The following is a 26,042-nucleotide window of genomic DNA, read 5'->3' as shown; positions in this document are numbered from 1 at the left end:
AGCATCTTACCACAGCCGCTCGGAAAAGTCGCGGCGTCATGAAAAAAACCAAACGTTTCCGGACAGACGGCTGCCCTGAAGGCACACAAGCTGCCTGACATCCACCCTCGAGCACTCTGCCGACATCAAATCTGCTGCCTCCTTCGTCAAACAAGGGCGTCCTGTGGACGCCCTTGTTTGCTAGGTTATTTCGCTTTTTCGATCACTTGTTGCAGGGCGGCTTCAATTTGCGGCAGCCATTTGTCACCCTCAGCTTTGTTTTTTGCCTTTGCCGCCTCTAGGTAGCGTGTCGCCTGTTCGTTCAAGTCGGTGTATGCTTTGTCGCCGAGCAGCGTTTTGATATCCTGTTCGATCATGTTAATAAAGAGCGCGCCTTCTAAGGCGGTGATCACCGACTTGTCTTGCCCCCAATTTTCTTTGCTTTCTTCATATTCGTGAAGCGCCACTTTCGCCCATCCGCGCACGAACGCATGGTTCACCGCTTTCGGATCGAGCGTTTTGACATCGGTTTGCAGGTCAAACTGTTTCAAAATGTAGTCCGCCTCCTCCGCAGCATGCCGTTTCATATACGGATAGACGGATTGATAAAACGCCCAGCCTTCCGCCTGTTCCACTTTCGCGTCTTCCCCGTTTTCTTTCGCCTCGGCTGCCGCCTTCGCTGCATAACCGTGCGGCAGCGCTCCGCTCGCTAAATAGAATGTTTTCATCAATGTTTTGTCCACGACTTGCTTGCCGAGGGCAAATGAGAGCGCATCATCGTTTTGCACCGCTTGCTCCAGTTGGGCAAACGCCCCGTTGATCGCGTCAACCAACTTCGTTCCGTAAGCCGCATCGCGCTTTTCCACGGTCGACTGCAAAATCGCGTAAAATGCCTTCGCTTCCTCAAGCTCTTCCTTTACTTCTTCCTTATTGGCCCAATGCTCTTCTGCTTCGGTAAACTCATGTTTGATCGTCGTGTAAAACACTTTTTGCATCAGTTTGTCAAAAATTTGCTTGACAACCAACGGCTCAAGCGACCCGTCTTTGCCGGCCGTCAACGCGGTGGTAATATGCTGGTCAAGCGTATCTTCAAATTCCGCGTCACGTTTTTGTACAAGCGGCTGCAGCTTTTCTTTGTAGATGTTCTCCACTTTGCCGAAGTCGACCGCTCCGCCTTGTTTCGCTTTCTCAAGCTCTGCCAGCGCTTCGCTGAAGGCGGCGGCATAATCGACTTCCGCTTCTTCTTTCTCATTCTCCGCCTTCTCTTCCTCGTTCGGCTTTTCTTGTTTCTCCACAGCCGTTTGGTTGCTGCTTTCTTTTTCTGTTCCCGCCGTCTGCTTGCTCTGGCCGCACGCGCCAAGCGCCAACGCCGCGGCGGCGAATATAGCGAGCCACTTCCATTTCCATGACATGATCGATCCCCCCACACACCCACTAAAAATGATAATCAATATCACACAAGCATGATTATAAGAGAACATGAATTTCAATGTCAATCAAAAATAAAAAAGGGGGATGTGCACAGCGCATCCCCTTTTTTAGAACCGATCACACCTTAATCACATTTGGAAAAAACTCGTGACCTACCACCTCGCCGCGAATGGAAGAAGAAGGAACATCCAATGACAACAGCGGGAATAGCAATTCCGCCACGCGATACGCCTCTTCCAAATGCGGATACCCCGATAAAATGAAGTAGCGGATGCCAAGCTGCTCGTATTCATGGAGACGCTCAGCGACTGTTTCCGGATCGCCGACCAGTGCGGTGCCCGCGCCGCCACGCACGAGCCCGATCCCCGCCCAAAGGTTCGGGCTGATCTCCAACGACTCTTTCCTCCCCCTGTGCAACTCGCGCATCCGTTGCTGCCCGACGGAATCGTAGCGGGCAAACACCCGCTGCGCCTCTTCAATCGTCCGGCCATCTACATGCTGAATCAACCGCTCTGCCGCTTTCCACGCTTCTTTTTCTGTTTCGCGAACAATAATGTGGAGACGAATGCCAAATTCCATTTCCCTTCCTTCTTGGCGAGCGAGTTCCTTGACCCGCTCTATTTTTTCTTTCACCTGTCTAGGCGGCTCCCCCCAAGTCAAGTAGACGTCCGCATGGCGGGCGGCAACCTGTTGCCCGGCATCGGACGATCCGCCAAAAAAGAGGCGCGGATACGGTTTTTGCACAGCCGGGAACAACAATTTCGCCCCTTTGACTGACACGTGCTTTCCTGCAAACGTCACTTCTTCCCCTTCAAGCAATCGGCGCCAAATCGTCAAAAACTCATCCGTCGCTTCATACCGTTCGTCATGCGACAAAAACAGCCCATCCCCCGCCAACTCAACGGGATCGCCGCCGGCGACGACATTCACAAGCAGACGGCCATCGGAAATGCGATCGAAGGTGGAGGCCATACGCGCCGCCAATGTTGGCGTCATCAATCCTGGGCGAACAGCGACAAGAAAACGCAATCGCTTCGTTTCCGCCGCCAGCGCTGCCGCCAACAGCCATGGATCTTCGCACGATTTTCCCGTTGGAATGAGCACCCCTTCGTATCCCAATCGGTCAGCCGCTTGGGCCACTTGTTTGAAATAGCTGTATTCCGGCGAGCGGCCGCCTTTTGCCGTCCCTAAATACCGTCCGTCGCCATGAGAAGGAATAAACCAAAGAACTTTCATACTGCTTTCCTCCTTATCTCATGATCATTTTTCAGAGCCATGGGAAATGGAATGAATCACCTCTTCCATCCTCGACAACAAATCGTCAGAAAAAACAAGGCGGCCTTCGTCATCATGCCCCAATGTCCAATCCAAAATAAAGACGCCATGCAAGATTTCCCGCGCTCCCAAAATGGAGAAAATCGGTTTGAGCGCATATTCGAGAGCCAACAGATGAGCAATAGTCCCTCCCGTAACAATCGGCACAACCAGCTTCCCAGAAAACGCCTTTTCCGGCAGCAAATCCAAATACGCTTTTAAAATGCCGGTGTAACTTCCCTTATACACTGGACTTAGTACAACCACCACTCGTGACTGGCGGATCCAATCGTGTGTTTTCACAATCGAATCGCTTGATGAATGCGCATAAAGCAAATCTTCCGCCGGCAAATCGCGCAATCGGATGACATATACCGTGTGGCCGATCTGTTGCAATTGCTCGCTCACCCATTCGGCCACTCGATTCGTTTTCGAGGCGCGCGACGGACTTCCAGAAATAATGGCCACCGTTGTCATGTGATTCCCTCCACATTCTTTTTGGCCCCATCGTCCTGGACATCGCTTGTTTCGGCAATGCATTGCTCAAAAGAGGTCTACAACGCCCATCGTTTAACAGAACGGCTTGTGTTCATGAACGGCTGTGACAGCTTGATGTCCTTGTCATTGTTTTATGACGGCCACAGCATCTTTCACCTCGATTCGTTTTGGAATCAACCCGACCTCATAAAAACGATCCGCAATGCGTTGCTGGGCGTCGACCACCTCCTTCGTCAGCGGAAACACTCCATACCCTCTTCGACTCAACGTTCGTTTCCAAATTTCTGTTCCAATTTTTGTTTCCTTCGCAAGCAGTTGGGCTGCTTCCTCAGGAGAAGAGTGAATTTCTTGATGAACTTTGTTCAATTGATCTATGACCGTCTGAACTGCATCGGGATACTGTTTCACATACTCCTTCCGTCCTACGATAAATCCATATTGTTTTGGAAGCCCGAGTGCCATGCTTTTGCAATTGTTTTTCCAAGTATCCTTTCTCTTTTAAAAATAAAGAAAACGACGATTTTTGGTAGCCGATGTGCAATTCGCTCGGCCATTCCTGTTTTGAAACGGAAGAAGCGGAAGAAGATGACTCATTCCGACCGCAAGCCGCCGACATGAGAAACAAAAACGCGCAGAAAAGGGAGACAACAATCCGGTTTCTCATCATAACGCCCTCCTTTTCTCACCGACAGAAAGGGAAACAGCCGCATTCTCGTCTGTTTCTCCGCCTAAAATGCGGCGCAAAATCGCGTCCACCAAATCAGCGAAAGCAGCATCGCCGCGCTGGCGCGGCCGCGGCAGACGCACAGGCACATCAAGCGCGCATGCTCCGTCCTCAATGAGGACGATACGATCAGCGAGCATCACCGCTTCATCGACATCGTGCGTAACGAGCAAAGCGGTAAATTTCTGTTCAAGCCAAAGCTGTTCAATGAGACGCTGCATGTCAATCCGAGTGAGCGCATCAAGAGCTCCCAGCGGTTCATCGAGCAACAATAGCTGAGGTCGGCTGATGAGGGCGCGGGCAAGGGCCACGCGCTGGCGCTGTCCTCCTGACAACACGGCCGGCCAATCGTCCGCACGGTCAGCCAGCCCTACTTGCTCGAGCGCCTCCAGCGCTTTCGGCTCCCATTCCCCTTTCAATCCGAGCCCGACGTTATCCATGACGCGCCGCCACGGCAGCAAGCGGGCGTCCTGAAACATGACACGCGCCTTCTCGTTGAGCCCTCGCAGCTCCTCCCCATCCACCAAGATCCGGCCGGACGTCGGCTCCTCCAATCCGGCGGCCAAGCGCAACAGGGTGCTTTTGCCGCATCCGCTGCGGCCAATGATGGCGACAAACTCTCCCCTCTTCACCGCCAAATTGACGCGGCGCAGCGCGTGTTTGTCCCCAAACTGTTTTCCCACTTGTTCCAAAACCAACTCCGCCCCTCGTCCCGGTCCCATTCATTAATCCTCCTTCCAACATTCGTTTCCAAGCCTTATGGACATTTGTTGAAGCGCTTGACATCGTTTGCCGATTTTCATATATGCTGATAATTGACGTTCCAACGAAGCCATCTTCTTTCTAGAAAACGGGCGATGCTGTCGGCCAGCTTGCCGAACAGCGCGTAAAGCAAAATGCTGAAAACAACGACATCGGTCTGCATAAACTCGCGCGCATTCATGGCCAAATATCCAATGCCGCGGTCGGCGGCGATCGTTTCCGCGACGATGAGCGTCAGCCACATAATGCCAAGGGCATAGCGCAATCCAACTAAAATCGAAGGCAACGCACCAGGCAGCCAAATGCGCCAAAACAGTTGCCATGGTCCAAGCCCATAGACGCGCCCCATTTCAAGTAAACCGGCATCGACATTGCGGATGCCGTGCAAGGTGTTGACATACATCGGGAACAGCACGCCCAACGCGACAAGAAACACTTTCGCCTCCTCTCCAATGCCAAACCATAAGATAACGAGCGGGATCAATGCTAAATGCGGAATATTGCGAATCATCTGGATCGATGTGTCTAACAATCGCTCAGCCGGGCGAAACACTCCATTCAGCAAGCCGAGAAGAAATCCGATCGATCCGCCGATGGCAAAGCCAGTCAGCGCTCTCCAAAAACTGACGGACAAATGTTTCCATAATTCTCCGTTGGAAGCGAGATTCCACGCCGCAACAATCACATCAGTCGGCGCCGGCAACACTCGCGAAGACAGCCAACCAGCTGCCGCTGCCGCTTGCCATGCAGCGAGTAAACCGATCGGCAGCGCCCAGGGCACAGCCTTCCCCCCAGCCCATCCCGTCCACCTTGATAATTTCATTTCATTTTCCACTCCTTTCCATCAATTCTCGTCCGAACGTTGCCTGCCCTTTCAGCCTGTTGGATGGCGCATTCGAACCTAACCACGATCATGTTGTCAAAGAGGCAGACCGGCTTTCCATCATACATTCAGCCTCTCGTCACTCTTGTGCGCATTTCTTCATTTCCCTTCACGCCAAACTGCCTCTTTCACGTCTATTTTCTTTGGCAGCAGCCCTAACCGATAAAATTGATCAGCGATTTGCTGCTGTTGAGCCACGACTTCATCGGTGATCGGCTCAATGCTGTATGTGCGCCGTTTGGCTGCCGTCTCCAGCGCCTGTTCATCAATGCCAAGCTCCGGAGCCAAAAACGCGGCTACTCCTTTCGGATCACTGCTTGCCCAGCGATCGACCTTCTTCAGTTCTTCCAAAATGATGTTGACAACATCCGCATGCTTTTCCGCAAACGATCGAGAAGCAAAGAAAAACTCCCGGTTGGCCGCCAATCCTTGCCCGTCTGCTATGACACGCGCCTTTCCGCCTTGCTCCGCCGCGGCGTAGAACGGATCCCAAATGACCCACGCATCGACGCTTCCTTGCTCAAATGCGGCGCGCGCATCCGCGGGCGGCAAATAAACCGGCCGGATGTCAGAAAGCTTCAATCCTGCTTTTTCCAATGCTTGAACAAGCAAATAGTGAACGTTCGACCCTTTATTCAACGCCACTTTTTTTCCTTTCAAGTCCGCGATCGTGCGAATTGGAGAATCTTTCCGGACTAAAATCGCCTCCGCTGCCGGATTCGGCGGCGTGGTCGCCACATACAAAAGAGGTGTTCCAGCCGCTTGGGCAAACACAGGCGGCGCTTCACCTGTATGGCCAAAATCCAAGCTACCCGCGTTCATGGCCTCAAGCAGCTGAGGCCCTCCAGGAAACAGCGACCATTGCACCGTATATCCTAACTTTTTCAATCGTTTTTCCAAATCCCCGCGCGCCTTTAGCATATTGAGCGTGCCATATTTTTGATAGCCGATGCGAATGACCTCGCTTGCTCCCTCTTTTCGCGGCAATGCAGATCCTTTGTCTTCCTTCCTGCTATGTCCGTCGCATCCAGAGACCATCCATAGAAAAAAGGCGATGACTAGTATCCATAATGCTTTCTTCTGTTTCAACCATTGACCCATCATTGTCCCTCCTCGTTTTCCTCCTTGACTAGCGGCGGAATAAAGCGAAGCGGCATCCCCCCTAAAAAATAAAACTATAAAGATAGAAAAACTATGAATAATGAATACGCAATTCCTATATAACAAATAGGAATTGTTGGTTATTAATATAAAGAAAATGTTTCCTGCTGTCAATCATTTTTTTGAGGTCATCAAAAAAATCCAGAGGGTTCCTCCCTCTGGATTTGTTGTCGTCGATATTAGGCATGCTTGCTCACAAACTCCACAAGCGCCTCTTTCGGCTGATAGCCGACCGCTTTGTCGACAAGCTGCCCATTTTTGAACAGAAGCAGCGTCGGGATGCTCATGACGCCGAACTTCGACGCTGTTTCTTGGTTTTCATCGACATTCACTTTGACGATTTTCACTTTGTCGCCCATTTCGCGGTCAAGCTCTTCCAACACCGGAGCGATCATGCGGCACGGTCCGCACCATGGCGCCCAGAAGTCAACGAGCGTGAGGCCGTCTTTCGTTTCCGCGGCGAACGTTTGGTCCGTGGCATTGACAATGGCCATGTCATTCCCTCCCATCTTCATTGAATGCTGCAAGCAAAGTATACCATGGAATGCATGTCGGCGCGAATGTTTTGCTTCGTTTCTACTATTCGCTTTTGCCGCGGAATTTATCCGTCAAAAAACGGGCGGATCAAGCCGCCCGTGTTGTTCATTACGAATGCACTTTCAGTTTTTTGAACTCTTCGGTGAGGAGCGGAACGACTTCGAACAAATCGCCGACAATGCCGTAGTCCGCGACTTTAAAGATGTTGGCTTCCGGGTCTTTGTTAATGGCGACGATGACTTTCGAGTTGGACATCCCTGCTAAATGCTGGATGGCGCCTGAGATGCCGCAGGCGATGTAAAGGTCCGGCGTGACGACTTTTCCCGTTTGCCCGATTTGCAGCGAGTAGTCGCAATAGCCGGCATCGCACGCCCCGCGCGAAGCGCCGACCGCACCGCCCAACACTTCGGCGAGCTCTTGGAGCGGCTTAAAGCCTTCGGCGCTTTTGACGCCGCGGCCGCCGGCAACGATCACTTTCGCCTCCGTCAAGTCGACGCCTTCCGCCGTTTTGCGGACGACCTCTTTGACAATCGCGCGCAAGTCTTTGATCTCGACGGCGAGCGCTTCCACGCTGCCTGAGCGCGACTCGTCGCGCTCAAGCGGCGCGATGTTGTTCGGACGCACGGTCGCGAAGATGATGCCATTGGTGACGATTTTCTTTTCAAACGCTTTTCCGGAGTAGATCGGACGCGTGAAAACGATGTTGCCGCCCGCCTCTTCGACGGCGATGACGTCGGACACAAGGCCCGCATCCAATTTGATGGCGAGCTTCGGCGACAAGTCTTTGCCAAGCGCCGTATGGCCGAAGACGATCCCTTCCGGCTGTTCTTTGTCAATGACTGCTTTTAACGCTTGCGAATAGCCGTCCGACGTATAAAACTTCAAATTTGGATGTTCGACGACCACGACTCGATCCGCCCCGCGGAAAATGAGTTCATTCGCATGCGCCTGCACTTGGTCGCCGACAAGCACCGAGACGACTTCCCCGCCTTCGGCGATCGTTTTAGCTGCTGCAATGGCTTCAAAGGAAACGTTTCGCAGCGATCCGTCCCGTACTTCCGCCAATGTCAATACTTTGCGTGCCATGTTTCAGTCCCCCTATCCTTTGATTCCCCGTTGTTTTTCATCCGAACGCCGACGACGGTCCGGCTTATACCACTTTCGCTTCGGAGCGAAGCAGCTGAACGAGTTCCTTCACTTGATCGGTGATCTCGCCTTGCAAAATTTTGCCCGCTTCGCGCTTCGGCGGCAAGAACACTTCAATCGTTTTCGTTTTTGCTTCGACATCCTCTTCATCAAGATCTAGGTCGTCAAGCTCTAACTCGTCAAGCGGCTTTTTCTTCGCCTTCATAATGCCCGGCAGCGACGGATAGCGCGGTTCATTCAGTCCTTGTTGAGCCGTGACAAGGAGCGGCAGCGACGTTTCGATGATTTCCTCATCCCCCTCGACGTCGCGCACGACCGTCACGTTGCCGCCGTCGGCAATGTCGAGCTTCGTGATCGTCGTCACATACGGAATGCCAAGCAGTTCGGCGACGCGCGGGCCGACTTGGCCGGAGCCGCCGTCAATGGCGACGTTGCCGGCTAAAATCAAGTCCGGGTTTTTGTCTTTTAAGTATTCAGCGAGCACTTTCGCCGTCGTATATTGGTCTTGTTCTTCGACATCATCGTCAATGTTGATGAGCACCGCTTTGTCGCAGCCCATGGCGAGCGCTGTGCGGAGTTCTTTTTCCGCCTCTTCGCTGCCGACGGTGACGACCGTCACTTCGCCGCCGTGTTTGTCGCGCACTTGAATCGCTTCTTCAATGGCGTATTCGTCGTACGGATTGATGATGAATTCTGCCCCTTCCTCGTTAATCTTGCCGTTGACGATGGAGATTTTTTCTTCCGTGTCAAACGTGCGTTTCATCAACACAAAAATGTTCATGTCGTTCCCTCCTCGGTTTGATTGAACATTGTTTCATATTCCAACATTCAGATATTGACAAAGATTATTTCCCTTTAAAGACGGGCGGCCGTTTTTCCAAAAACGCCTGCACGCCTTCTTTTGCATCCTCGGATCCAAACACGCGGCCAAACCATTCCGCTTCCTCGCGCACGGCCTCAACGAACGTTTTTTCCTTGGCGGCGTTAAGCAACTCAATAACCGCCCGAACGGAAAGCGGACTTTTGGCGGCGATCTTTTTCGCCAGCGCTTTGGCCTCGTCAAGAAGCCGCTCTTCCGGCACCGCCTTGTTGGCAAGCCCCCATTGCACAGCCTCTGCGCCGGTGATCGGCTCGCTCGTCCACATCATTTCGGCTGCTTTGCCAAAGCCGACGTAGCGCATGAGCCGCTGCGTGCCGGCAAATCCAGGGATGATGCCAAGCTGCAGCTCCGGAAGGCCGAGTTTAGCGTTTTCCGCCACGATGCGGATATGGCAGCTCATGGCCAGCTCCAACCCACCGCCTAATGCGGCGCCGTGAATCGCCGCAATGACTGGTTTGGAAAAGCGTTCGATCCGCTCCATCACGAGCTGGCCGTTGCGCGACAAGTCGGATGCCTCCTCAGCGGAAGCGATGGACGTGAATTCTTTGATGTCAGCGCCGGCTGAGAAAAATCTTCCTTCGCCATGAAGCAGCACGACGCGCACGTCCGGGTCGGTCTCAAGCTCGTCCAATAAGGTTGAAAGCTCTTTCAAAACAGCTGATGCAAGAGCGTTCGCCGGCGGCCGGGAAAACGTTACGACGGCGACGAACTCCTCTTTCGCTATGCGAAAATGCTCCATGAAGCCTCTCCCCTTTCTGCCTGTTCTAACGCCCGGCGGCACACCCTTTGACGAGCAGTTCGTACACCGGTTCGGCGAGGGCAGCCAAGTCATACTTTTGCTCGTTCATCACCCACGTCGTCACGGTTTCGTCCAAGGTGCCGAAAATCATTTGCCGGGTGAGCCGGACGTCTAAATCTTGGCGAAACTCCCCTTTTTCCATTCCCTCCATGATGATGCGGTCGATGAGTCGTAAATATCCTTTCAGCACCTCATTGATTCGATGACGCAGCTCTTTGTTCGACTGGCGCAGCTCAAGCTGCGTCACGACCGCCATATGCGGATCGGCGGCGAGGGCGGAAAAATGAGTCTTCACCAACACATACAATTTCTCTAAGGGGCTTGAAATTCCTTCTGTCTCTTGTTCAATTTTCTCGATGAACGCCCCCATCTTTTCCTGAAAAAGCGAAATTAAAATATCCTCTTTGTTTTTAAAATAAAGATAGATCGTGCCGTCGGCGACGCCGGCCTGCTTGGCGATTTTCGACACTTGCGCCTGATGGTAGCCGTGCTCGGCGATGACGACGACGGCAGCGTCAATGATTTGCTTAAACTTCGGCTTTTCCCTCCGCAATATAGATTCTCCCTTTCTCACGTTCCATCCACAAAATGAATGAATCATCATTCATATTTTCATTTTATGGGCAATTCTGCCGATTTGTCAAGCTTCTTTTTCTCTTCCTCCACCAATACGCGGCGCAAAATTTTGCCAACCGCCGTCTTCGGCAGTTCGCTGCGGAACTCGTAGATGCGCGGCACTTTGTAAGCAGCCAGGCGCTGGCGCATAAACGCGTCAAGCTCCTGTTCGCTGCACATCTCCCCCGGCTTTAACACGACGAACGCTTTCACCGTCTCGCCGCGGTACGGGTCCGGAACGCCGATCACGGCCGCTTCCTGCACTTTCGGGTGTTCGTACAGCGCTTCTTCGACTTCACGCGGGTAAATGTTGTAACCGCCGGCGATAATGACATCTTTCTTGCGGTCGACGATATAAAAATACCCCCTCTCATCCATATAGCCGATGTCACCTGTATACAGCCAACCGTCGCGCAGCACTTGCTCGGTCTCCTCCGGACGGTTCCAATAGCCTTTCATCACTTGCGGCCCACGCACGACGAGTTCTCCACGCTCGCCCGGCTTTGCTTCCTCACCCGTTTCCAAGGAAACGATTTTCGCGTCCGTATCCGGCCACGGAACGCCGATGCTTCCTTTCACCCGCTCCCCGTCCCAAAGGAAGTTGCTGTGGGTGACAGGGGACGCCTCGGTCAACCCATATCCTTCAATCAATTTTCCGCCCGTCACCCGTTCAAACTGCTCCTGCACCTCAACCGGCAACGGAGCGGAGCCGCTGATGCAGACGTTGATCGAGGATAAATCATATTTGGCCAAGTCGGGCTCATTCAACAAAGCGATATACATCGTCGGCGCGCCAGGAAACATCGTCGGCCGGGTGCGCTCGATTGCTTTTAATGTTTGCTTGACATCAAAGCGCGGGAGCAGCACCATTTTGCTCGCCATCATGACAGATAAATTCATCACTGTCGTCATGCCGTACACGTGGAAAAACGGAAGCACACCGAGCACTGTTTCTTTCCCTTTTTCGCATTTATACACCCAATGAGCGCACATGAGCGTATTGGCGATCAAATTGCGATGCGTCAACATGGCGGCTTTCGGATGCCCCGTCGTGCCGCCTGTATATTGCAGCAGCGCCACATCTTCCACCGGATCGATGTCCACCCCGATCGGCGCCGTTTCTTTGCGGCTCATGATCGTGCGGAACAGATGAACAGTTTCGCTTTCCGCAATGCGGACAATCGGCATGTTTTGCTTCCGCTGCACAAACGGATACAGCCATTTCTTCACCGTGGGCAAATAATCTTGCATTCTCGTGACAATCCAATGTTTGACCGGCGTCCTCCCTTTCACCTTTTCCGTCTTTGGATACAAAAGATCCATCGTCACGAGCACCGAGGCGCCGCTGTCGTTCAGCTGGTATTCAAGCTCATACTCGGTGTAAAGCGGATTCGTCTGCACGACGATGCCGCCGGCTAGGAGCGTCCCATAGTAGCTGATCACCGCCTGCGGGCAGTTTGGCAGCATCACCGCCACCCGATCCCCTTTTTTCAATCCGATCGTCCGCAAATAATGCGCGAACGTCAAAGCCTGCTCGTACAAATCGCGAAACGTCATCGTTTTGCCCAAAAAGTCGATCGCCTCATGGTCTCCGAATTGTTCCGCCGTCTCCCGCAAATAGTCGGAAAGCGTTTTCTTTGGATAGTCGAGCGTAGCAGGAATGGACGGCGGATAATGAGCGAGCCACGGTTTTTCCATATGCATCCCTCCTTGTTTCTATTTTATTTCACTTTTTGTAATTTTTCATCAAAAAAACGCCTCGCCTGAGCGAGACGTCACCAAAACCAGTACACCAAACCAATGAAGAAAAAGCACGCGCAAATGACAAACAAGATTTTCGCCAACACATCAACCGATCGGTTGCGCACCGCCATATAGACGATGCCGGCGATCAAAAGCAGTCCGACTGCGATCAACAACCATTTGACTACTGCGTTCATTCGTTGTTCCCCTTTACTGAATCCCTTCGCCGATGACAAACGACAAACCGACGGAAATGGACAGCGAAATAAAGCCGACCGCCCGGTTGTCGCGGGCGATTTCATCGTCAATATTAAACTTCGGCGTCAAAAATTCATAAATAAAGTACGCCGCAAGCAGAAGCAAAAACCCGTACAGCCCCCAGCCGATCATCGACGGCAGCGATTCATGGCGGGCGAGCGCATAGCGGAAAATGTTGGCAATGCCAAAAATCTTTCCGCCGGTTGCCATCGCTACCGCCACATTTCCTTTGCGAATCTCTTCCCAGTTTTTGTATTTCGTCACTAATTCAAATACGGCTAAAAAGACGACGATGCACAGCACGGCGACGCTGAAATTGGCCGCCGTTTTCACCATGTCGTGCTCCCAAAACGACGCCATTGCCATCGCCCCCATCATTTCAGTTCCACGATCGTCACCCCAGTGCCGCCTTCATTCGCCTCACCAAATCGGAAGCTTTTCACCGCCCGATGCTGCTTCAAAAACTGCTGCACTCCTTGGCGGAGCGCGCCCGTTCCTTTGCCGTGAATGATCGAAACACGCGCATAGCCAGCGAGCACAGCATCATCCAAGTACTTCTCAAGCCGAAGGAGAGCGTCTTCGTACCGTTCGCCGCGCAAGTCAAGCTCGAGGCTCACATGGGCGTCCTTGCCTTTCACCGTCGCAATCGGCGTCACTTCTTTCGCCGGCGCACTGCCGATATATTCCAAATCACGCTCATGAATTTTCATTTTTAAAATGCCAAGCTGCACTTGCCATTCGTCGTCCGACACTTTTTCGATCAAGTAGCCTTTTTGGTTGAGGCTCGTCACCTTCACTTCATCACCCGGCTGGAACACATGACGTGCGGCAGCCTTTTTCGCTTTTTTTCGCTTCTCCACTTTCGGCAGCGCAGCAGCGAGCCGCTGTTTCGCCTCGACGAGCTCATGCTCTTTCACTTCCGCCTGCTTTTCTTTTTGCAAGCGGCGCAACTCTTGAATGATCCGCTCAGCTTCGCGCTCAGCGGCGCGGATGATGTCCGTTGCCTGCTTCGCCGCTTCAGCAAGCCGCTCTTCTTTTTCCTCCTCCAGCGCTTCGAGCTTTTGCTCCCACTCGGCGCGCAGACGCTCAGCCTCCTCCAGCGCCGCCCGCGCCCGCGCTTCATCTTCCTCCGCTTGCTTTTTGCTTCGTTCAAGCGACGCGATCATGTTTTCGACGTTATGGCTTTCCGCGCTCACTTGCGCTTTCGCCCGCTCAATGATGCGTTCATCAAGCCCAAGGCGGCGCGAGATGTCAAAGGCGTTGCTGCGGCCGGGGATGCCGATCAACAGTTTATACGTCGGGCGGAGCGTTTCGGTGTCAAACTCGACGCTCGCATTCACGACACCGGGGCGGTTGTAGCCGTACGCTTTCAACTCCGGATAATGCGTCGTCGCCACCGTCCGCGCTCCGCGCCCATGCACTTCATCCAAGATGGCGATGGCGAGCGCCGCCCCTTCCTGCGGATCGGTGCCAGCGCCAAGCTCATCAAACAGCACAAGGCTTTGGCCATCGACATGGCGCAAAATGTCGACGATATTGACCATATGGGACGAGAACGTGCTCAAGCTTTGTTCGATCGACTGTTCGTCGCCGATATCGGCGAACACGGAACGGAACACCGCCGCTTCCGACCCGTCGACCGCCGGGATGAACAGCCCGGCTTGCGCCATTAATGTCAACAGGCCGACCGTTTTCAACGTCACCGTTTTCCCGCCGGTGTTCGGCCCGGTGATGACGATCGTCGTATAGTCGCCGCCGAGTTCAATGTCATTGGGCACCGCCTTTTCTTGATCCAGCAGTGGATGGCGGGCTTGCACAAAACGAAGATAGCCTCGGCTATTGACCGCTGGCTTCGCGGCTTGCAGCCGGCGGGCGTATTTCGCCTTGGCAAACGCAAAATCAAGCGCCGCAAGCGACTCAACCGCCCGCGCAAGCGGCTCGGCCTGCTCAGCGACTTTTGCCGAAAGTTCGCGCAAAATGCGTTCGATTTCTTGCTTTTCTTTCGCCCGCGCCTCGCGCAAGGCGTTGTTCAACTCGACGACCGCCTGCGGCTCGATAAACAGCGTCGTCCCGGACGCCGACTGGTCGTGGACGATGCCGCCGTAAGCGCCGCGATACTCTTGTTTCACGGGGATGACATATCGGTCATTGCGGATCGTAATGATGGCGTCCGACAGCCGCTTTTGCGCCGACGGCGAGCGAATAATGCTCTCAAGTTTCTCTCGGATGCGCGCTTCCACTGACCGAATTTGCCCGCGGAGCGAACGAAGGCGGTCGCTTGCGGCATCGAGCACTTCGCCATGGTCGTCGATCGAGCGGCGAATGTCATGTTCAAGCATCGGCGCCTCCACAAGCTCATCGGCATAAGTGGACAGACGGTCCAATCCCCCGTGCTCTTCATAAAGATCCATAATCAGCCGTTTCATCTGCCGGCTCGCCGCGGCCGTCGCCGCCACCTCGAGCAGCTCAAGCGGACTGAGCGCGCCGCCGATCGCCGCCCGTTTCAAATGTGGGCGAATGTCCACCGCTCCGTCAAGCGGCGCATAGCCAGCAAGCCGCAAAACAGCGGCGGCTTCATCCGTTTCGTCAAGCCAAGCGGCCACCTCCTCCAAATCGGATGACGGCATGAGCGCGTTGATTTTTTCCAAACCGAGCGGCGAGGACGCATGCTCGGCCAACTGCTCTTTCACTTTGTCAAACTCCAAGGTGTGAAGCACTTTTCGTTGCACGTATCTGACCCCCAGCTCATTCATTTCGTTCGTTTGTCGCGCAAAAACTGCCGCAGCTTGTCAAGCGGCCATGTGTTGATGACCGTTTCGCTCTTGATCCAGCCTTTCCGTGCCGTCGCTACGCCGATGGCCATATCATCAAGCATGTCCAAATGGTGCGCGTCCGTGTTAATGGCAATATACGCCCCCGCTTCCTCGGCTTTTTTCACGTAGGCCGCCGACAAGTCGAGCCGGTTTGGGTTGGCGTTTAACTCAAGCACCGTGTTCGTCTCCGCCGCGAGTTCCATGAGCCGCTCGATATCGACGTCATAGCCGTCGCGCTGGCCGATGAGCCTTCCGGTCGGGTGGGCGATGACATCGACATACGGATGGCGAAGCGCCGCCTCAAGCCGTTTCATGATCGTCTCGCGCGGCTGTTTGAACGCAGAGTGAATGGCGGCGATGACAAAATCAAGCTCCTTGAGCACGTCATCGTCGTAATCGAGCGTCCCGTCCGGCAAAATATCCATCTCGATGCCGGCGAGGATGGTAAAATCGGAATAGCGGGCGTTCAGCCGTTCGATTTCCTCGCGCTGGCGCCGCAATCGGTCAGGCGTCAAACCGTTGGCGACTTTCAAAAATTGCGAATGATCGGTGATGGCGATATACCGGTAGCCGCGGCGGCGGCACGCCTCAGCGAGCTCCGCAAGGGAACACGCCCCGTCGCTCCACGCCGAATGCATATGCAAATCGCCTTGAATGTCTTCAAAGCGGACAAGCGGATATCGGTCCGAGTAGCGCTCGACTTCTGTTCCGTCTTCACGCAGCTCCGGTGGAATGTACGGCAATCCAAAATGGGCGTAAAACGCCGCTTCATCCGGGAACGTTTTCACCTTGCCTGCCGCTTCATCTTCCACGCCGTATTCGCTGATTTTCTCGCCGCGCTCTTTGGCGAGTTGGCGCATGCGCACGTTATGCTCCTTCGATCCGGTAAAATGATGAAGCGCGGTCGCGAATTGCGCCTCGCTGACCAGCCGAAAGTCGACGGCCACATCATCGTCATAGCCAAGCAGAAGCGACACTTTCGTCTCCCCAGCGGCGATCACCCTGCGGATGCGTTCAAAACGAAGAAGCCCGTCGCGCACCGCAGCCGGACGTTCGGTGGCGATGACATAATCCAAATCTTTCACCGTTTCGTTTACGCGCCGCAAACTGCCGGCCCGCGAGAAGCGGATGACGCCATCCAAACAAGCGAGCTGGCGCTCAATGTCCGCCGCGATCGCGAACACCCGGGCGAGCGGCAGCCGCTCAGGGCGTTTGGCCGCCTCTTCGATCGCCGCCAGCAGCTTTTCTTCCGTTTTCGCGCCAAAACCGGGAAGCGCTCGCACTTTCCCGGCCAAGCACGCTTCTTTCAATCCGTCCATATCAACAATGCCAAGCTCCTGATGCAGCTTGGCGATTTTTTTGCCGCCAAGCCCCGGGATCTTAAGCAAGGAAAGAAGCGTTTCCGGAATGTCGCGTTTTAATTCCTCAAGCACCGATGATGAACCGGTTTCGACAAACTCGGTGATGATCGCCGCTGTGCTTTTGCCGATGCCGGGAATGGCGGTGAAATCGCCAATTTCCGCGAGGCTCCGCTCATCCGTTTCCAAGGCGTTCGCCGCTTTGCGGAAGGCGTTTACCTTAAACGGGTTTTCCCCTTTAATCTCCATATACAACGCAATTGTCTCAAGCAGGCGGATGACCTCTTTTTTATGGACGCTCATCCCCGTCCCTCCCTTTCCCGCAAAACCGCGGCCGCGCTCGGTCAGACGCGGCCATGAATCCACCAATGATTGAGCATGTCCGACAACACCGGCGTATGTTTCACAATCACGGTCGCCATGAGCGAACGCTGCAGCTGCTCCTGCACGCTGTCAATCGGCACGAGCGCCCCGATATACAAAAGCAAAAAGACAAGCAAGTACACTTCCGCAAATCCGAGCGCCGCCCCCGCCAAGCGGTTGACGCTGCGCAATAGCGGCAGCTGGGCGACAAAATCGAGCATCGAGCCGATGATTTGCAGGACGATTTTCACTGCAAAAAACAAAAGCGCAAAGGAAATCGCCCGATAATAGGCATCGTCTAAATGGGTGCTCTGAAACAGCAGCTTCATCGTCTCCGGATCGCCGAACGTCGGATACGGAATCCAAAGGCGCAATGTCGGCACCAACCGTTCATAATACCGGTAAGCGACGTAAAAGGCAATGAAAAACCCGGCCATATGAATGAATTGGAGGATAAAGCCGCGCTTCAGCCCGATCATCGCCCCCAGCAACAGGACAAACAGCAGCACGACATCAATCATCCTGTTTCCCGTCCTTTTCCTGTTTCAGCTTTTCCGCCAGCCGTTGATATTCTTCTTTCAGTTTGAGATACTCACTGGCGATGTTGACGGCCGTCAACACGGCCAGCTTCGGCACATCGAGCAGCGGATTTTTCTCACTGAATTCATGCATTTTATCGTCAACGAACGCCGCCACGAGCCGGATGTGGGCCGGGCTTTCCGCGCCGACGATCGTGTAGTCTTGTCCATAGATGCGGACGCTCACCCGCGTTTTTGGCTGTTCTGTCAAGCTTTCTCCCCCATTTCGCCAAATCCTACTGTTTATCATATCATGAACGCTGGTATAATGGAAAGAAGCGACACACAGCAACGATAGAGAAGATAAAGGAGCGATCGAACGTTGTCAAACTATGTGATTCAAGCCGACCAACAGCTGCTTGACGCCTTGCGCGCTCACTACCAAGACGCCTTGTCCGACCGGCTTCCGGCTGGAGCGTTGTTTGCCGTCAAGCGCCCGGATGTCGTGATCACCGCCTACCGCTCAGGCAAAGTGCTGTTTCAAGGGAAAGCGGCGGAGCAAGAAGCAGGGAAATGGATGGTGAAGAGGGGGGCTGATCCAGGCAAACGACAGGAGAGAGAGACCGCCTCTCCCCCATTGGAACATAGGCTCGAGAAGCTTTCTGCCATCGGTTCGGATGAAGTCGGCACCGGAGACTATTTCGGCCCGATCGTCGTCGCCGCTGCCTACGTTGAGCGGTCGCATATCGCCAAAATCGCGGCGCTTGGCGTGAAAGATTCGAAACAATTGAACGATGAAGCGATCAAACGGATCGCACCAGCCATCATGGAAACCGTGCCGCATGCGGTCACCGTGCTGGATAACCCCCAATACAACCGCTGGCAGCGAAGCGGCATGCCGCAGACGAAAATGAAGGCGCTGCTTCACAACCGGACGCTCGTGAAACTCGTTGACGCCATCGCGCCGATCGAACCAGAAGCAATCATCATCGACGAATTTTTAAAACGGGATTCGTATTTCCGTTACCTTTCCGATGAAGATCACATCGTCCGCGAGCGGGTGCACTGCCTTCCAAAGGCAGAAAGTGCCCACGTATCAGTCGCCTCCGCCTCGATCATCGCCCGCTATGTGTTTTTAGACGAAATGGAGCGATTATCCCGCGCCATCGGCCTCTCGCTTCCAAAAGGCGCCGGCGCCATGGCCGATGAAGCCGCCGCCCGGATCATTCGCGAGCGAGGGGAAGAGATGCTTGAGACGTGCGCCAAGCTTCATTTCGCCAATACGAAAAAGGCGCTGGCCATCGCCAAGCGCCGGTAATTGTTTCCATCACACCCATGGGAAACGGCAGCGTTGGCTCCGTTGCACAGGTCGACCCGTAGTAACTGAACGACACCGTTTCCCATCCTTTCCATATGTTTCTTTTTACGTATAAAGAAAATGGATTTTAATCCATAAACAACCAAAAGGCTGTCCCCATCCAGTCCGGTGAGCCGGGATCATTAGACAGCCTATTCTGCCGCGCCATCGATGGCCTTCGATTTTTTCCGTTGCTCGTACAAAAGGAATCCATTCCAGCAGCACGTGAATGAATTGTAATCCCAGTACGGTACGTCAAAATATCCCTTATCTTCATCAGTCATCCGGGACGCCGACCCATTAAGAATTGTCAGTTCTTCGGAATTTGATTGCAGCTTCACTACCTTACCATGACAGATGAAAGTCCAAAAACGCTTACAATATCAAAAAATGGTTTGCTAACTGGTGGTCGACAACATACGTGGTGAACCGAGAAGAGTTCTCCATAAACTCTTGACTGACCGGGATTCATTTCCAGACAACGGCCAGAAAATCGTGCCAAAAAAAGACGCGCCCAACAGGGAGCGTCTTGCCACACATTCAGCCTTTATCGCTCACGCCCGCTCTTCCAGCGCGGCGACGACTTTTTCCGCCGTGCTTCGGCTTGATTGTGGATTTTGCCCGGTGATCAAGTTGCCGTCGCGCACCGAGAAATCGGTCCATTTCTCGCCGCGGACGAAATTCGCACCGCGCAGGCGCAACGTCGATTCGAGCAAAAATGGCATATGCACATCAAGCCCGACTTCGCGCTCTTCTTCATCCGTAAATGACGTGACCGTTTTTCCTTTCACAATCGGTGTGCCGTCTTTGTACGTCGCGTTCACCAATCCCGATGGACCGTGGCAGACAGCGGCGATGATGCGGCCGTCTTCGGCAAACTGCTGCAAGACGTATTGCAGCGTTTCATTGTCGGGAAAATCGAACATCGTCCCGTGTCCACCGGGAAGGAAAATGGCGTCAAACCCGTGTGCATCGTCCTTGCTTAAACGTGTTGTGTTCCTCAGCACTGCTTCCGCCTCCGCCCAAGACGGGTCTTTTTCATTGATGCTGCGCGGGTCAAGCGGCACCTCGCCTCCTTGGATGCTCGCCACTTTCACGTCATACCCTTTTTCTTGAAACACCAAGTATGGCACAGCAAACTCTTCCAGCCAAAGCCCGGTTTTATGGTCGTCGGTGATCGTCGTATGGTTCGTCACCACCATGAGCACTCGTTTCGTCATGCGGCAGCCCTCCTTTTGGTTCTGGAATGTTCTCTACTACTCATCATACTTTACGTTGGGCAAAAGCGGAAAAAATATGCTTGTGAAATCGAATCGCTCTTGGTCAAAATCAGTCGAGGAAACGAAAACGTCATTCCTCCACTGCTGCTTTCACTTTCGCTTTGAACGCCTTTACCTCTTCAGGTTTATAAATCTCCAGCAAATCCTTTTCTTTCGTCTTTAGCACCACTTGGTTGTTCGCAAGGGCAAAGAAAAACGGATCTCCAACACGTAATACCCCTTAAACCAAACACAACATACTGTTTTTTATCGACCATTTTGCTGCTTCATACAGGAATAAGAAAGGGTGTCCCGGTCTCTTAGGACACCCTTGTTGACTCGCCTTCTTAACTGATTTTTTGTTGTTCCAGCCTATCCGCTTCGCTCACCGGCTGCCGAAACGGCCACCAGTTCGCACGGCCGAACGTGCGGACCATGACCGGCACGAAAAGCGGCAGAACGACGAGGGCGTAAAGCAGAAGGCCTGTCAGCACAATCGTCGCAATTTGCAAAAGCGACAAGACGCCGGACGGATACATCGCGGCGAACGTTCCGCCTAAAATGACGGCGGCCGAGATGATGACCGTCCCCATATGCCCCATCGCCGACAGCATCGCTTCCTTCACCGGCCGACCGCGGTATTCGTTGAACCGATCCATGAGGAAGATGCTGTAGTCGATGCCGAGCGCCAACAGCAACACAAAGGCGAAGAACGACACCGCCCAGTTCAAGCCGGCATAGCCGAGGCCGTTGACGAAAATGAGCTCGGTGACGGCCATCGATGTGTAATACGTCAGGACGAGCGACAAGATCAAATAGAGCGGCATGATAAGCGAACGAAGGAGCACTGCGAGCACGATGGCGATGCCGATCAACATCAGCACGGCCGTCCGTTTATAGTCCGCGTTTGAGATCGCCTGCAAATCGGCGTACGTGCTCGTCACGCCGCCGACAGCGATGGTCGCGTCTTCCCACTTCGTTCCTTTCACTGCCCGTTCGGCGGCGGCGCGAATGTCATCAATGCGGCCGAGCGCCGATGTCGAATACGGGTTTTCGTTCAAAATGACATCGAGCGTCACGATGCGGCGGTCTTTTGACATATACGCCTCTTTCGCTTTGGCGAATTCTTGGCTTTCGCGCGCCTCTTTCGGCATGTGCCAGCCGGCCATGTCTTTCTCCTTGGCCGATGACAAATCGGCCAAATACGTTTCCGCCGTTCCGAGGCCGTCCGCCACTTGATGCAACCCTGACGCGCTTTGGTCCAGGCCGTCGACGAGCTGGCCGAGCTGGCCGCCAAGCGCGGAGAAGTGCTCAAGCAATTGGCGCTGGCCGCCGTTCACTTGCTCAAGCCCTTGGGAGAATTGCGGCAGTTGGTCGACCGCCTGTTTTTGGCCGTCGGCCGCTTTCGTCAACCCGGCTTCGAGCTCCGAAAGCCCGGCGATGATCCGGTCCAAGCCGCCGTTGACCGCCGCCTGGCCGGCCGCGAGCTGGGCGAACGAGTCGTTCGCTTTCACCAAGCCGGCGCGCGCCTGCTCAAGCGCCCCGTTCAATTGCGCGAGGCCGTCCGCCATTTGGTTCGTCTTTTCGGACAAGGCGGCGACCGTCATTTTCGCCCGTTGATATTGCGCGTCTTGCGCGAGTTCCGGGTGCGACTGCTCGACTTGCGCAAGCATCGTTTGCACGGCGGCGAGCTGAGCGGCGACAGCTTTTATTCCCGCTTCGATTTGCCGGTACTGGCCGCTTAGCGCCGACAGCCCTTGTTCTGTCTGCTTGTAGCCGTCAAGCAGCTGCGCGGCGCCTTCCTGGAGCTTTTTCGCATTGTCGCGAAGCGTCACTAAGCCGTTTTTCAACTCACCGGCGCCCACCGCCCCCCGGCGCACGCCTTGTTCAATTTGGCTGAGGCCGGTTTGCAGCTGGCGCAGGCCGTCTTCAAGCCGCTCCGTTCCGGAGACGAGCTGGCCGATGCCGGATGACGCCTGCTTAAGCTGCGGCGCGGACGAAGACAATTTTTCGCTTGCCGTCTCAAGTCCGGCGCCGATTTTCTCAATCCCCTCTTTGCCGGCGCCAAGGCCGTCTTTGAGCTGTTTCGCCTGTTCGGTGACATACAGCTCCTGAATCGGCTCTCCCGTCGGACGCGTCGCCGAGCGGACGCTCGCCACGCCGTCAACTTTTTCGATCTCGCGGCTCATTTTCTCTATCAACGCCAGCCCTTCTTCCGAATCGAGCGGCTCTTTGCTTTTTACTACCACCTGCGTCGGCATGGCATCTCCCGGATTGAAATGATCGGCAATGATGTCAAACGCTTTGACCGAACGATAATGATCGCCGATCTCCTCCATGGAATCAAACGACAGTTTGCCATCATACGTCGCCAACACCGGCACGGTCACGACGGCGACAATCGCCAGCGCCAAAAGCGGACGGGCGAACGCAAATCGGCCAGCCGCAAGCCAAAGCCGGCTTTGCCCGTGCTCGAGCTTCCCCCGCACCGGCCAAAACAGCTTCTCGCCAAGCACGGCCATGAAAAACGGCACAAGCGTCACGAGCGCCAAAAGCAGCACCGCGACCCCAACGGCGACGGCCGCCGCCGATTGATACAGCTTAAACGTCGACAACCCGATCGCCGCAAAGCCGATCATGACGGCAATGCCGCTTGCCGCCACCGTTTTCCCAGCCGTCCGGTACGTGGCGACGATCGCTTCCACCCGATCGCCGCGTTTCGCCAGTTCTTCTTTAAACCGGCTCAGCAACAAAATGCAATAGTCGGTCCCAACGCCAAACAACACCGCGACTAAAAACGTTTGCGTGAACGTCGACAGGGGGAAATTCACTTTATCTACTAAAAACGCAACAACCGACTGCGAGACGACATACGTCGCCCCGACCGCGAGCAGCGGAATGAGCGGCGCCACCGGCGAGCGGAACACGGCGAGCAACACAATTAAAATAAAGACGACCGTGATCCCCTCCGTTTTCTTCACGCCTTCCTGCGAGCTCGTCACGACATCTTCATCGATCATCCAACCGCCGGTGAAATAATGCTCGACCTTGACGCCATCGACCGCTTTATACAGGGCGTCGGTCAATTGCTTCGCCGTCCGCCCGGCCGGGTCGATGCTTACCGAAATGAGCATCGTCGTTCCATCTTTGGAGATGAGTTCTTTTTCCAGCTCCCGGTTGGCAAACGGCGAGACGATGTTCGTGATATGAAGTTCCTCTTTTTTCTTTTCGAGCGCGTTTACCGCCCGTTCAATCTCTTTTTTATCGTCTGCCGTCAGCCCGCCTTTTTGGTAAAAGACAAGCACCGCGGAGCGTTCATTTTGTTTGTTTTCCTGGCTGTTCGCCTCTTTGATCAGCTTTGCCGCCAATGACGACGAGTAGCCGTCCGGCACGCTCAGCTGCCCTTTCTCGCGGACAAGCTCGCCCATGTTCGGCGCCGTCGCCATGAACACGGCTGCGATGATGATCCATGCCGCAAGCACAAACCATCTTCCTTTGATCATCGCCCTCATTTCGCTTCTTCCACCTCCTGCAGCACGCGGGCCAACCGTTCATACGTGCGGATGAATGTTTCGATCTCCTCCTCTGGAAAGCGGGCGATCACTTCTTCGACGAGCCGATAGACGCTCCGGTCCATTTCCGCAATCCATGCTTCCCCCTGCTCCGTCAGCGATAAGACGATGACGCGCCGGTCGTTCTTGTCACGGTCGCGGCGCAGCCAGCCTTTGTCGACGAGGCGGTTCGTCATCGCCGTCACCGCGCTTTTGTTCACCCCAAACATCGCCGCGAGCTCTGTTGACGTACACGCCCCCCGCCGGCGGATGTAGCGAAGCAAATAATACTGATCGTGCGTCATCTCTTCGCAAAGACTGCCTTTGACAAGCGCCGCTCCGCGTTTCATTACGAGAAACGACACGGACAAATAGCGGTCAATCCATTCATCGATGTTTCGTCCCGGCATTGATTCACCTCCGATGGTTCAATCATTGAACAATCAACCCAATTCAACAGTAGATGGAGAACTGTCATCCATTTTATTCAACTGTTGAACTATTAGTAACGATACCAAGGAAAAAAGAGAAAGTCAACAAGGAATGTTGCCAAAGGAGAAACCATTCTATCGTCCAATCTGAATAAAGAGGGAATTTTTTCAAAGCCATTACATTGCATTCACGAACGCTTAACATCTGGCTTGTACGATAAAAATGACCAAATCATCTGAAAAGGGAGAGGAGAACGATGTTCCGATCGAAACGCCGCACCGCTTTGCTCATCGCCGGGCTGAGCGCCGGACTGGCGCTTTACCATGCCGGTCAAACTGCATGGGCCGCCCCAGCGAAACAATCGAAGCCGCCTGAAGTGAAAAATGTCATCCTTTTTGTCGGCGACGGCATGGGCACAGCGCATCGCAACGCCATTCGCCTTGCCACAAAAGGGATCGCTGGAGAATTGGAGATGGACGATATGCCATACAGCGGGCTTGTCCATACGAACTCCGCCGACTCGAAGTCATTCATCACCGACTCCGCTGCGGCGGCGACCGCGATCGCCTCAGGCGTGAAAACATACAACGGCGCCATCTCTGTTGATCGGCAAGGAAAACCGGTGGAAACGATTTTGGAACAGGCGAAAAAAGCCGGCAAGGCAACAGGGCTTGTCACGACCGCCCAAGTGACGGACGCCACACCGGCCGCGTTTGCCGCTCACGCCGCCAATCGCTCTGCCCAAAGCGACATCGCCAAGCAATACATTGAACAAACGAAAGTGGATGTCATTTTGGGCGGCGGGGAAGATTACTGGTATCCTGATGGAAATCCTGGCTATTACCCCGACCATCCAACCGAAGATCCGGAAGAAGCAAGCAAAGGCACGCAAGGAAATTTGGTTGAACGCGCCAAGCAGCTCGGCTACACGTACGTCCGCACCGCCGATGAGCTGAAACAAGCGTCCGGCCGCAAGCTGCTTGGACTGTTTGCCAACGAAGAAATGTTCCAGCAGCGCCCGGAAGGGGAAGGGGATGTGTACAATCCCGTCGTGTCGCTGCCTGATATGACGAAAAAAGCGCTGGACGTGCTGTCGCAAAATAAAAACGGCTTTTTCCTCGTGGTCGAAGAAGAAGCCATTGATGAAATGAGCCATGAAAACAACGGATCGCTCATGCTTAAAGCCGGCCAGCAGCTTGACGAAGCGGTCGCCGCAGCGAAGCAGTACGCCAAGCGCCATCCGGACACGCTCGTCCTCGTGCTCGCCGACCATGAATGCGGCGGCTTGACGATCGAAACGCCGGGCGGCACGGATGAGTCGGGAGACGGCAAAACGATCTCCGGCGAAGACGGCCCGTTTGCCATCGCTGGTTCTTCGCAAACGTTCGCCCTCGACTGGACGACAACGGGCCACACCGCCGCCGATGTGCCGTTGACGGCCATGGGCCCGGGGGCGGAGCGATTCACCGGCGTGTACGAGAATACACGCATTCATGATATTCTTGAAGAATTATTGTTTGGAAAAAGCAAAAGATAAGGCCATCCGTGTTTCGGGCGTTGTCCTTCATCGATCTCCGTTTCCCCGCGAACAAATCGTTTGCGGGGAAACGGTTTTGATCCATTGACCCACGCGGACTGCCCAAAGACAAGTAAAATAAGAA

The 26,042-nt window shown here is 54.3% G+C and carries 24 protein-coding genes; 2 read left to right on the top strand and 22 right to left on the bottom strand.

The annotated features are described in order from the left end of the window. Positions 1-185 precede the first annotated feature (185 nt). The 19 genes from B9L19_RS04805 to zapA all read right to left on the bottom strand — a co-directional run bounded on the left by B9L19_RS04805 (position 186) and on the right by zapA (position 18,053). Positions 186-1,391, bottom strand: a complete 1,206-nt coding sequence (locus tag B9L19_RS04805; protein WP_047752694.1) for a hypothetical protein — start codon at positions 1,389-1,391, stop codon at positions 186-188. 136 nt (positions 1,392-1,527) lie between these two features. Then, the gene (ssuD, locus tag B9L19_RS04800; protein WP_025949425.1) at positions 1,528-2,646 is read right to left on the bottom strand and encodes an FMNH2-dependent alkanesulfonate monooxygenase; all 1,119 of its coding nucleotides are present in this window, start codon (positions 2,644-2,646) and stop codon (positions 1,528-1,530) included. Positions 2,647-2,670: 24 nt separating this feature from the next. Beyond that, positions 2,671-3,201 carry an NADPH-dependent FMN reductase gene (gene ssuE, locus B9L19_RS04795; protein ID WP_025949426.1) on the bottom strand — a complete coding sequence of 177 codons (531 nt, stop codon included), beginning with the start codon at positions 3,199-3,201 and terminating at the stop codon, positions 2,671-2,673. A 144-nt stretch (positions 3,202-3,345) separates the two neighbouring features. Further along, positions 3,346-3,630 carry a type 2 periplasmic-binding domain-containing protein gene (locus B9L19_RS19265; RefSeq protein WP_241771956.1) on the bottom strand — a complete coding sequence of 95 codons (285 nt, stop codon included), beginning with the start codon at positions 3,628-3,630 and terminating at the stop codon, positions 3,346-3,348. 255 nt (positions 3,631-3,885) lie between these two features. Continuing rightward, the gene (locus B9L19_RS04785; RefSeq protein ID WP_047752693.1) at positions 3,886-4,668 is read right to left on the bottom strand and encodes an ATP-binding cassette domain-containing protein; all 783 of its coding nucleotides are present in this window, start codon (positions 4,666-4,668) and stop codon (positions 3,886-3,888) included. A 77-nt stretch (positions 4,669-4,745) separates the two neighbouring features. Continuing rightward, positions 4,746-5,531, bottom strand: a complete 786-nt coding sequence (ssuC, locus tag B9L19_RS04780) for an aliphatic sulfonate ABC transporter permease SsuC (RefSeq protein WP_015375554.1) — start codon at positions 5,529-5,531, stop codon at positions 4,746-4,748. Positions 5,532-5,690: 159 nt separating this feature from the next. Continuing rightward, complete coding sequence (locus B9L19_RS04775) at positions 5,691-6,692, bottom strand: sulfonate ABC transporter substrate-binding protein (protein WP_047752692.1); 1,002 nt, start codon at positions 6,690-6,692, stop codon at positions 5,691-5,693. A 239-nt stretch (positions 6,693-6,931) separates the two neighbouring features. After that, positions 6,932-7,246, bottom strand: a complete 315-nt coding sequence (gene trxA, locus B9L19_RS04770) for a thioredoxin (RefSeq protein WP_025949430.1) — start codon at positions 7,244-7,246, stop codon at positions 6,932-6,934. Between the two features lie 151 nt (positions 7,247-7,397). Next, positions 7,398-8,375, bottom strand: a complete 978-nt coding sequence (locus B9L19_RS04765) for an electron transfer flavoprotein subunit alpha/FixB family protein (protein WP_025949431.1) — start codon at positions 8,373-8,375, stop codon at positions 7,398-7,400. Positions 8,376-8,439: 64 nt separating this feature from the next. Beyond that, positions 8,440-9,216, bottom strand: coding sequence for an electron transfer flavoprotein subunit beta/FixA family protein (locus B9L19_RS04760; RefSeq protein WP_025949432.1), 777 nt, complete (start codon positions 9,214-9,216; stop codon positions 8,440-8,442). A gap of 64 nt (positions 9,217-9,280) precedes the next feature. Further along, on the bottom strand, positions 9,281-10,054 hold the full coding sequence (locus B9L19_RS04755) for an enoyl-CoA hydratase (RefSeq protein ID WP_025949433.1): 774 nt from the start codon (positions 10,052-10,054) through the stop codon (positions 9,281-9,283). A 25-nt stretch (positions 10,055-10,079) separates the two neighbouring features. Continuing rightward, positions 10,080-10,667, bottom strand: a complete 588-nt coding sequence (gene fadR / locus B9L19_RS04750; RefSeq protein ID WP_025949434.1) for a fatty acid metabolism transcriptional regulator FadR — start codon at positions 10,665-10,667, stop codon at positions 10,080-10,082. Positions 10,668-10,726: 59 nt separating this feature from the next. After that, a complete protein-coding gene (locus B9L19_RS04745) occupies positions 10,727-12,427 on the bottom strand; it encodes a long-chain-fatty-acid--CoA ligase (protein ID WP_025949435.1) in 1,701 nt (566 codons plus the stop codon). Between the two features lie 77 nt (positions 12,428-12,504). Next, positions 12,505-12,669, bottom strand: a complete 165-nt coding sequence (locus B9L19_RS18960; RefSeq protein WP_162833771.1) for a hypothetical protein — start codon at positions 12,667-12,669, stop codon at positions 12,505-12,507. A 13-nt stretch (positions 12,670-12,682) separates the two neighbouring features. After that, positions 12,683-13,090, bottom strand: a complete 408-nt coding sequence (locus tag B9L19_RS04740; RefSeq protein WP_025949436.1) for a DUF350 domain-containing protein — start codon at positions 13,088-13,090, stop codon at positions 12,683-12,685. A 14-nt stretch (positions 13,091-13,104) separates the two neighbouring features. Then, positions 13,105-15,459, bottom strand: coding sequence for an endonuclease MutS2 (locus tag B9L19_RS04735; RefSeq protein ID WP_341864960.1), 2,355 nt, complete (start codon positions 15,457-15,459; stop codon positions 13,105-13,107). 20 nt (positions 15,460-15,479) lie between these two features. Continuing rightward, entirely contained in the window at positions 15,480-17,204 is a 1,725-nt protein-coding gene (gene polX, locus B9L19_RS04730; protein ID WP_047752687.1) for a DNA polymerase/3'-5' exonuclease PolX, read from the bottom strand. 41 nt (positions 17,205-17,245) lie between these two features. Then, a complete protein-coding gene (locus B9L19_RS04725; RefSeq protein ID WP_025949439.1) occupies positions 17,246-17,785 on the bottom strand; it encodes a CvpA family protein in 540 nt (179 codons plus the stop codon). Continuing rightward, positions 17,778-18,053 (bottom strand): cell division protein ZapA, encoded by a 276-nt coding sequence (zapA, locus tag B9L19_RS04720; protein WP_021322154.1) that lies wholly within the window; start codon positions 18,051-18,053, stop codon positions 17,778-17,780. The genes B9L19_RS04725 and zapA overlap by 8 nt, the downstream gene beginning before the upstream one ends. 111 nt (positions 18,054-18,164) lie before the next feature. On the opposite strand from zapA, the gene rnhC reads away from it, so the two are divergent. Further along, the gene (rnhC, locus tag B9L19_RS04715; protein WP_047752686.1) at positions 18,165-19,100 is read left to right on the top strand and encodes a ribonuclease HIII; all 936 of its coding nucleotides are present in this window, start codon (positions 18,165-18,167) and stop codon (positions 19,098-19,100) included. Positions 19,101-19,693: 593 nt separating this feature from the next. Here the strand turns inward: rnhC and B9L19_RS04710 are convergent. The 3 genes from B9L19_RS04710 to B9L19_RS04700 form a co-directional block, all read right to left on the bottom strand. Next, the gene (locus B9L19_RS04710; RefSeq protein ID WP_025949441.1) at positions 19,694-20,359 is read right to left on the bottom strand and encodes a type 1 glutamine amidotransferase domain-containing protein; all 666 of its coding nucleotides are present in this window, start codon (positions 20,357-20,359) and stop codon (positions 19,694-19,696) included. A 386-nt stretch (positions 20,360-20,745) separates the two neighbouring features. Continuing rightward, positions 20,746-23,910, bottom strand: a complete 3,165-nt coding sequence (locus tag B9L19_RS04705) for an MMPL family transporter (RefSeq protein ID WP_047752685.1) — start codon at positions 23,908-23,910, stop codon at positions 20,746-20,748. Beyond that, on the bottom strand, positions 23,907-24,359 hold the full coding sequence (locus B9L19_RS04700; protein WP_047752684.1) for a MarR family winged helix-turn-helix transcriptional regulator: 453 nt from the start codon (positions 24,357-24,359) through the stop codon (positions 23,907-23,909). Before B9L19_RS04700 ends, B9L19_RS04705 begins: the two co-directional genes overlap by 4 nt. 278 nt (positions 24,360-24,637) lie before the next feature. Here B9L19_RS04700 and B9L19_RS04695 point away from each other — a divergent pair, with 278 nt between their 5' ends. Beyond that, complete coding sequence (locus B9L19_RS04695) at positions 24,638-25,918, top strand: alkaline phosphatase (RefSeq protein ID WP_047752683.1); 1,281 nt, start codon at positions 24,638-24,640, stop codon at positions 25,916-25,918. Positions 25,919-26,042: the final 124 nt, after the last annotated feature.

Origin of the sequence: Geobacillus thermocatenulatus, assembly GCF_002217655.1 — a bacterium.
Taxonomy (GTDB): Bacteria; Bacillota; Bacilli; order Bacillales; family Anoxybacillaceae; genus Geobacillus; species Geobacillus thermocatenulatus.
This window is presented reverse-complemented; position numbering and strand designations above follow the sequence as displayed.

Bases quoted from the DNA above. Each gene is read 5' to 3' on its own strand.
- B9L19_RS18960 (WP_162833771.1), bottom strand. From the start codon at position 12,669: ATGAACGCAGTAGTCAAATGGTTGTTGATCGCAGTCGGACTGCTTTTG.
- B9L19_RS04775 (WP_047752692.1), bottom strand. From the start codon at position 6,692: ATGGGTCAATGGTTGAAACAGAAGAAAGCATTATGGATACTAGTCATC.
- B9L19_RS04755 (WP_025949433.1), bottom strand. From the start codon at position 10,054: ATGGAGCATTTTCGCATAGCGAAAGAGGAGTTCGTCGCCGTCGTAACG.
- trxA (WP_025949430.1), bottom strand. From the start codon at position 7,246: ATGGCCATTGTCAATGCCACGGACCAAACGTTCGCCGCGGAAACGAAA.
- B9L19_RS04710 (WP_025949441.1), bottom strand. From the start codon at position 20,359: ATGACGAAACGAGTGCTCATGGTGGTGACGAACCATACGACGATCACC.
- B9L19_RS04740 (WP_025949436.1), bottom strand. From the start codon at position 13,090: ATGGCGTCGTTTTGGGAGCACGACATGGTGAAAACGGCGGCCAATTTC.
- ssuD (WP_025949425.1), bottom strand. From the start codon at position 2,646: ATGAAAGTTCTTTGGTTTATTCCTTCTCATGGCGACGGACGGTATTTA.
- ssuE (WP_025949426.1), bottom strand. From the start codon at position 3,201: ATGACAACGGTGGCCATTATTTCTGGAAGTCCGTCGCGCGCCTCGAAA.
- polX (WP_047752687.1), bottom strand. From the start codon at position 17,204: ATGAGCGTCCATAAAAAAGAGGTCATCCGCCTGCTTGAGACAATTGCG.
- B9L19_RS04765 (WP_025949431.1), bottom strand. From the start codon at position 8,375: ATGGCACGCAAAGTATTGACATTGGCGGAAGTACGGGACGGATCGCTG.
- B9L19_RS04745 (WP_025949435.1), bottom strand. From the start codon at position 12,427: ATGGAAAAACCGTGGCTCGCTCATTATCCGCCGTCCATTCCTGCTACG.
- B9L19_RS04700 (WP_047752684.1), bottom strand. From the start codon at position 24,359: ATGCCGGGACGAAACATCGATGAATGGATTGACCGCTATTTGTCCGTG.
- B9L19_RS04705 (WP_047752685.1), bottom strand. From the start codon at position 23,910: ATGAGGGCGATGATCAAAGGAAGATGGTTTGTGCTTGCGGCATGGATC.
- ssuC (WP_015375554.1), bottom strand. From the start codon at position 5,531: ATGAAATTATCAAGGTGGACGGGATGGGCTGGGGGGAAGGCTGTGCCC.
- B9L19_RS04725 (WP_025949439.1), bottom strand. From the start codon at position 17,785: ATGATTGATGTCGTGCTGCTGTTTGTCCTGTTGCTGGGGGCGATGATC.
- B9L19_RS04760 (WP_025949432.1), bottom strand. From the start codon at position 9,216: ATGAACATTTTTGTGTTGATGAAACGCACGTTTGACACGGAAGAAAAA.
- B9L19_RS04695 (WP_047752683.1), top strand. From the start codon at position 24,638: ATGTTCCGATCGAAACGCCGCACCGCTTTGCTCATCGCCGGGCTGAGC.
- B9L19_RS04785 (WP_047752693.1), bottom strand. From the start codon at position 4,668: ATGGGACCGGGACGAGGGGCGGAGTTGGTTTTGGAACAAGTGGGAAAA.
- B9L19_RS04805 (WP_047752694.1), bottom strand. From the start codon at position 1,391: ATGTCATGGAAATGGAAGTGGCTCGCTATATTCGCCGCCGCGGCGTTG.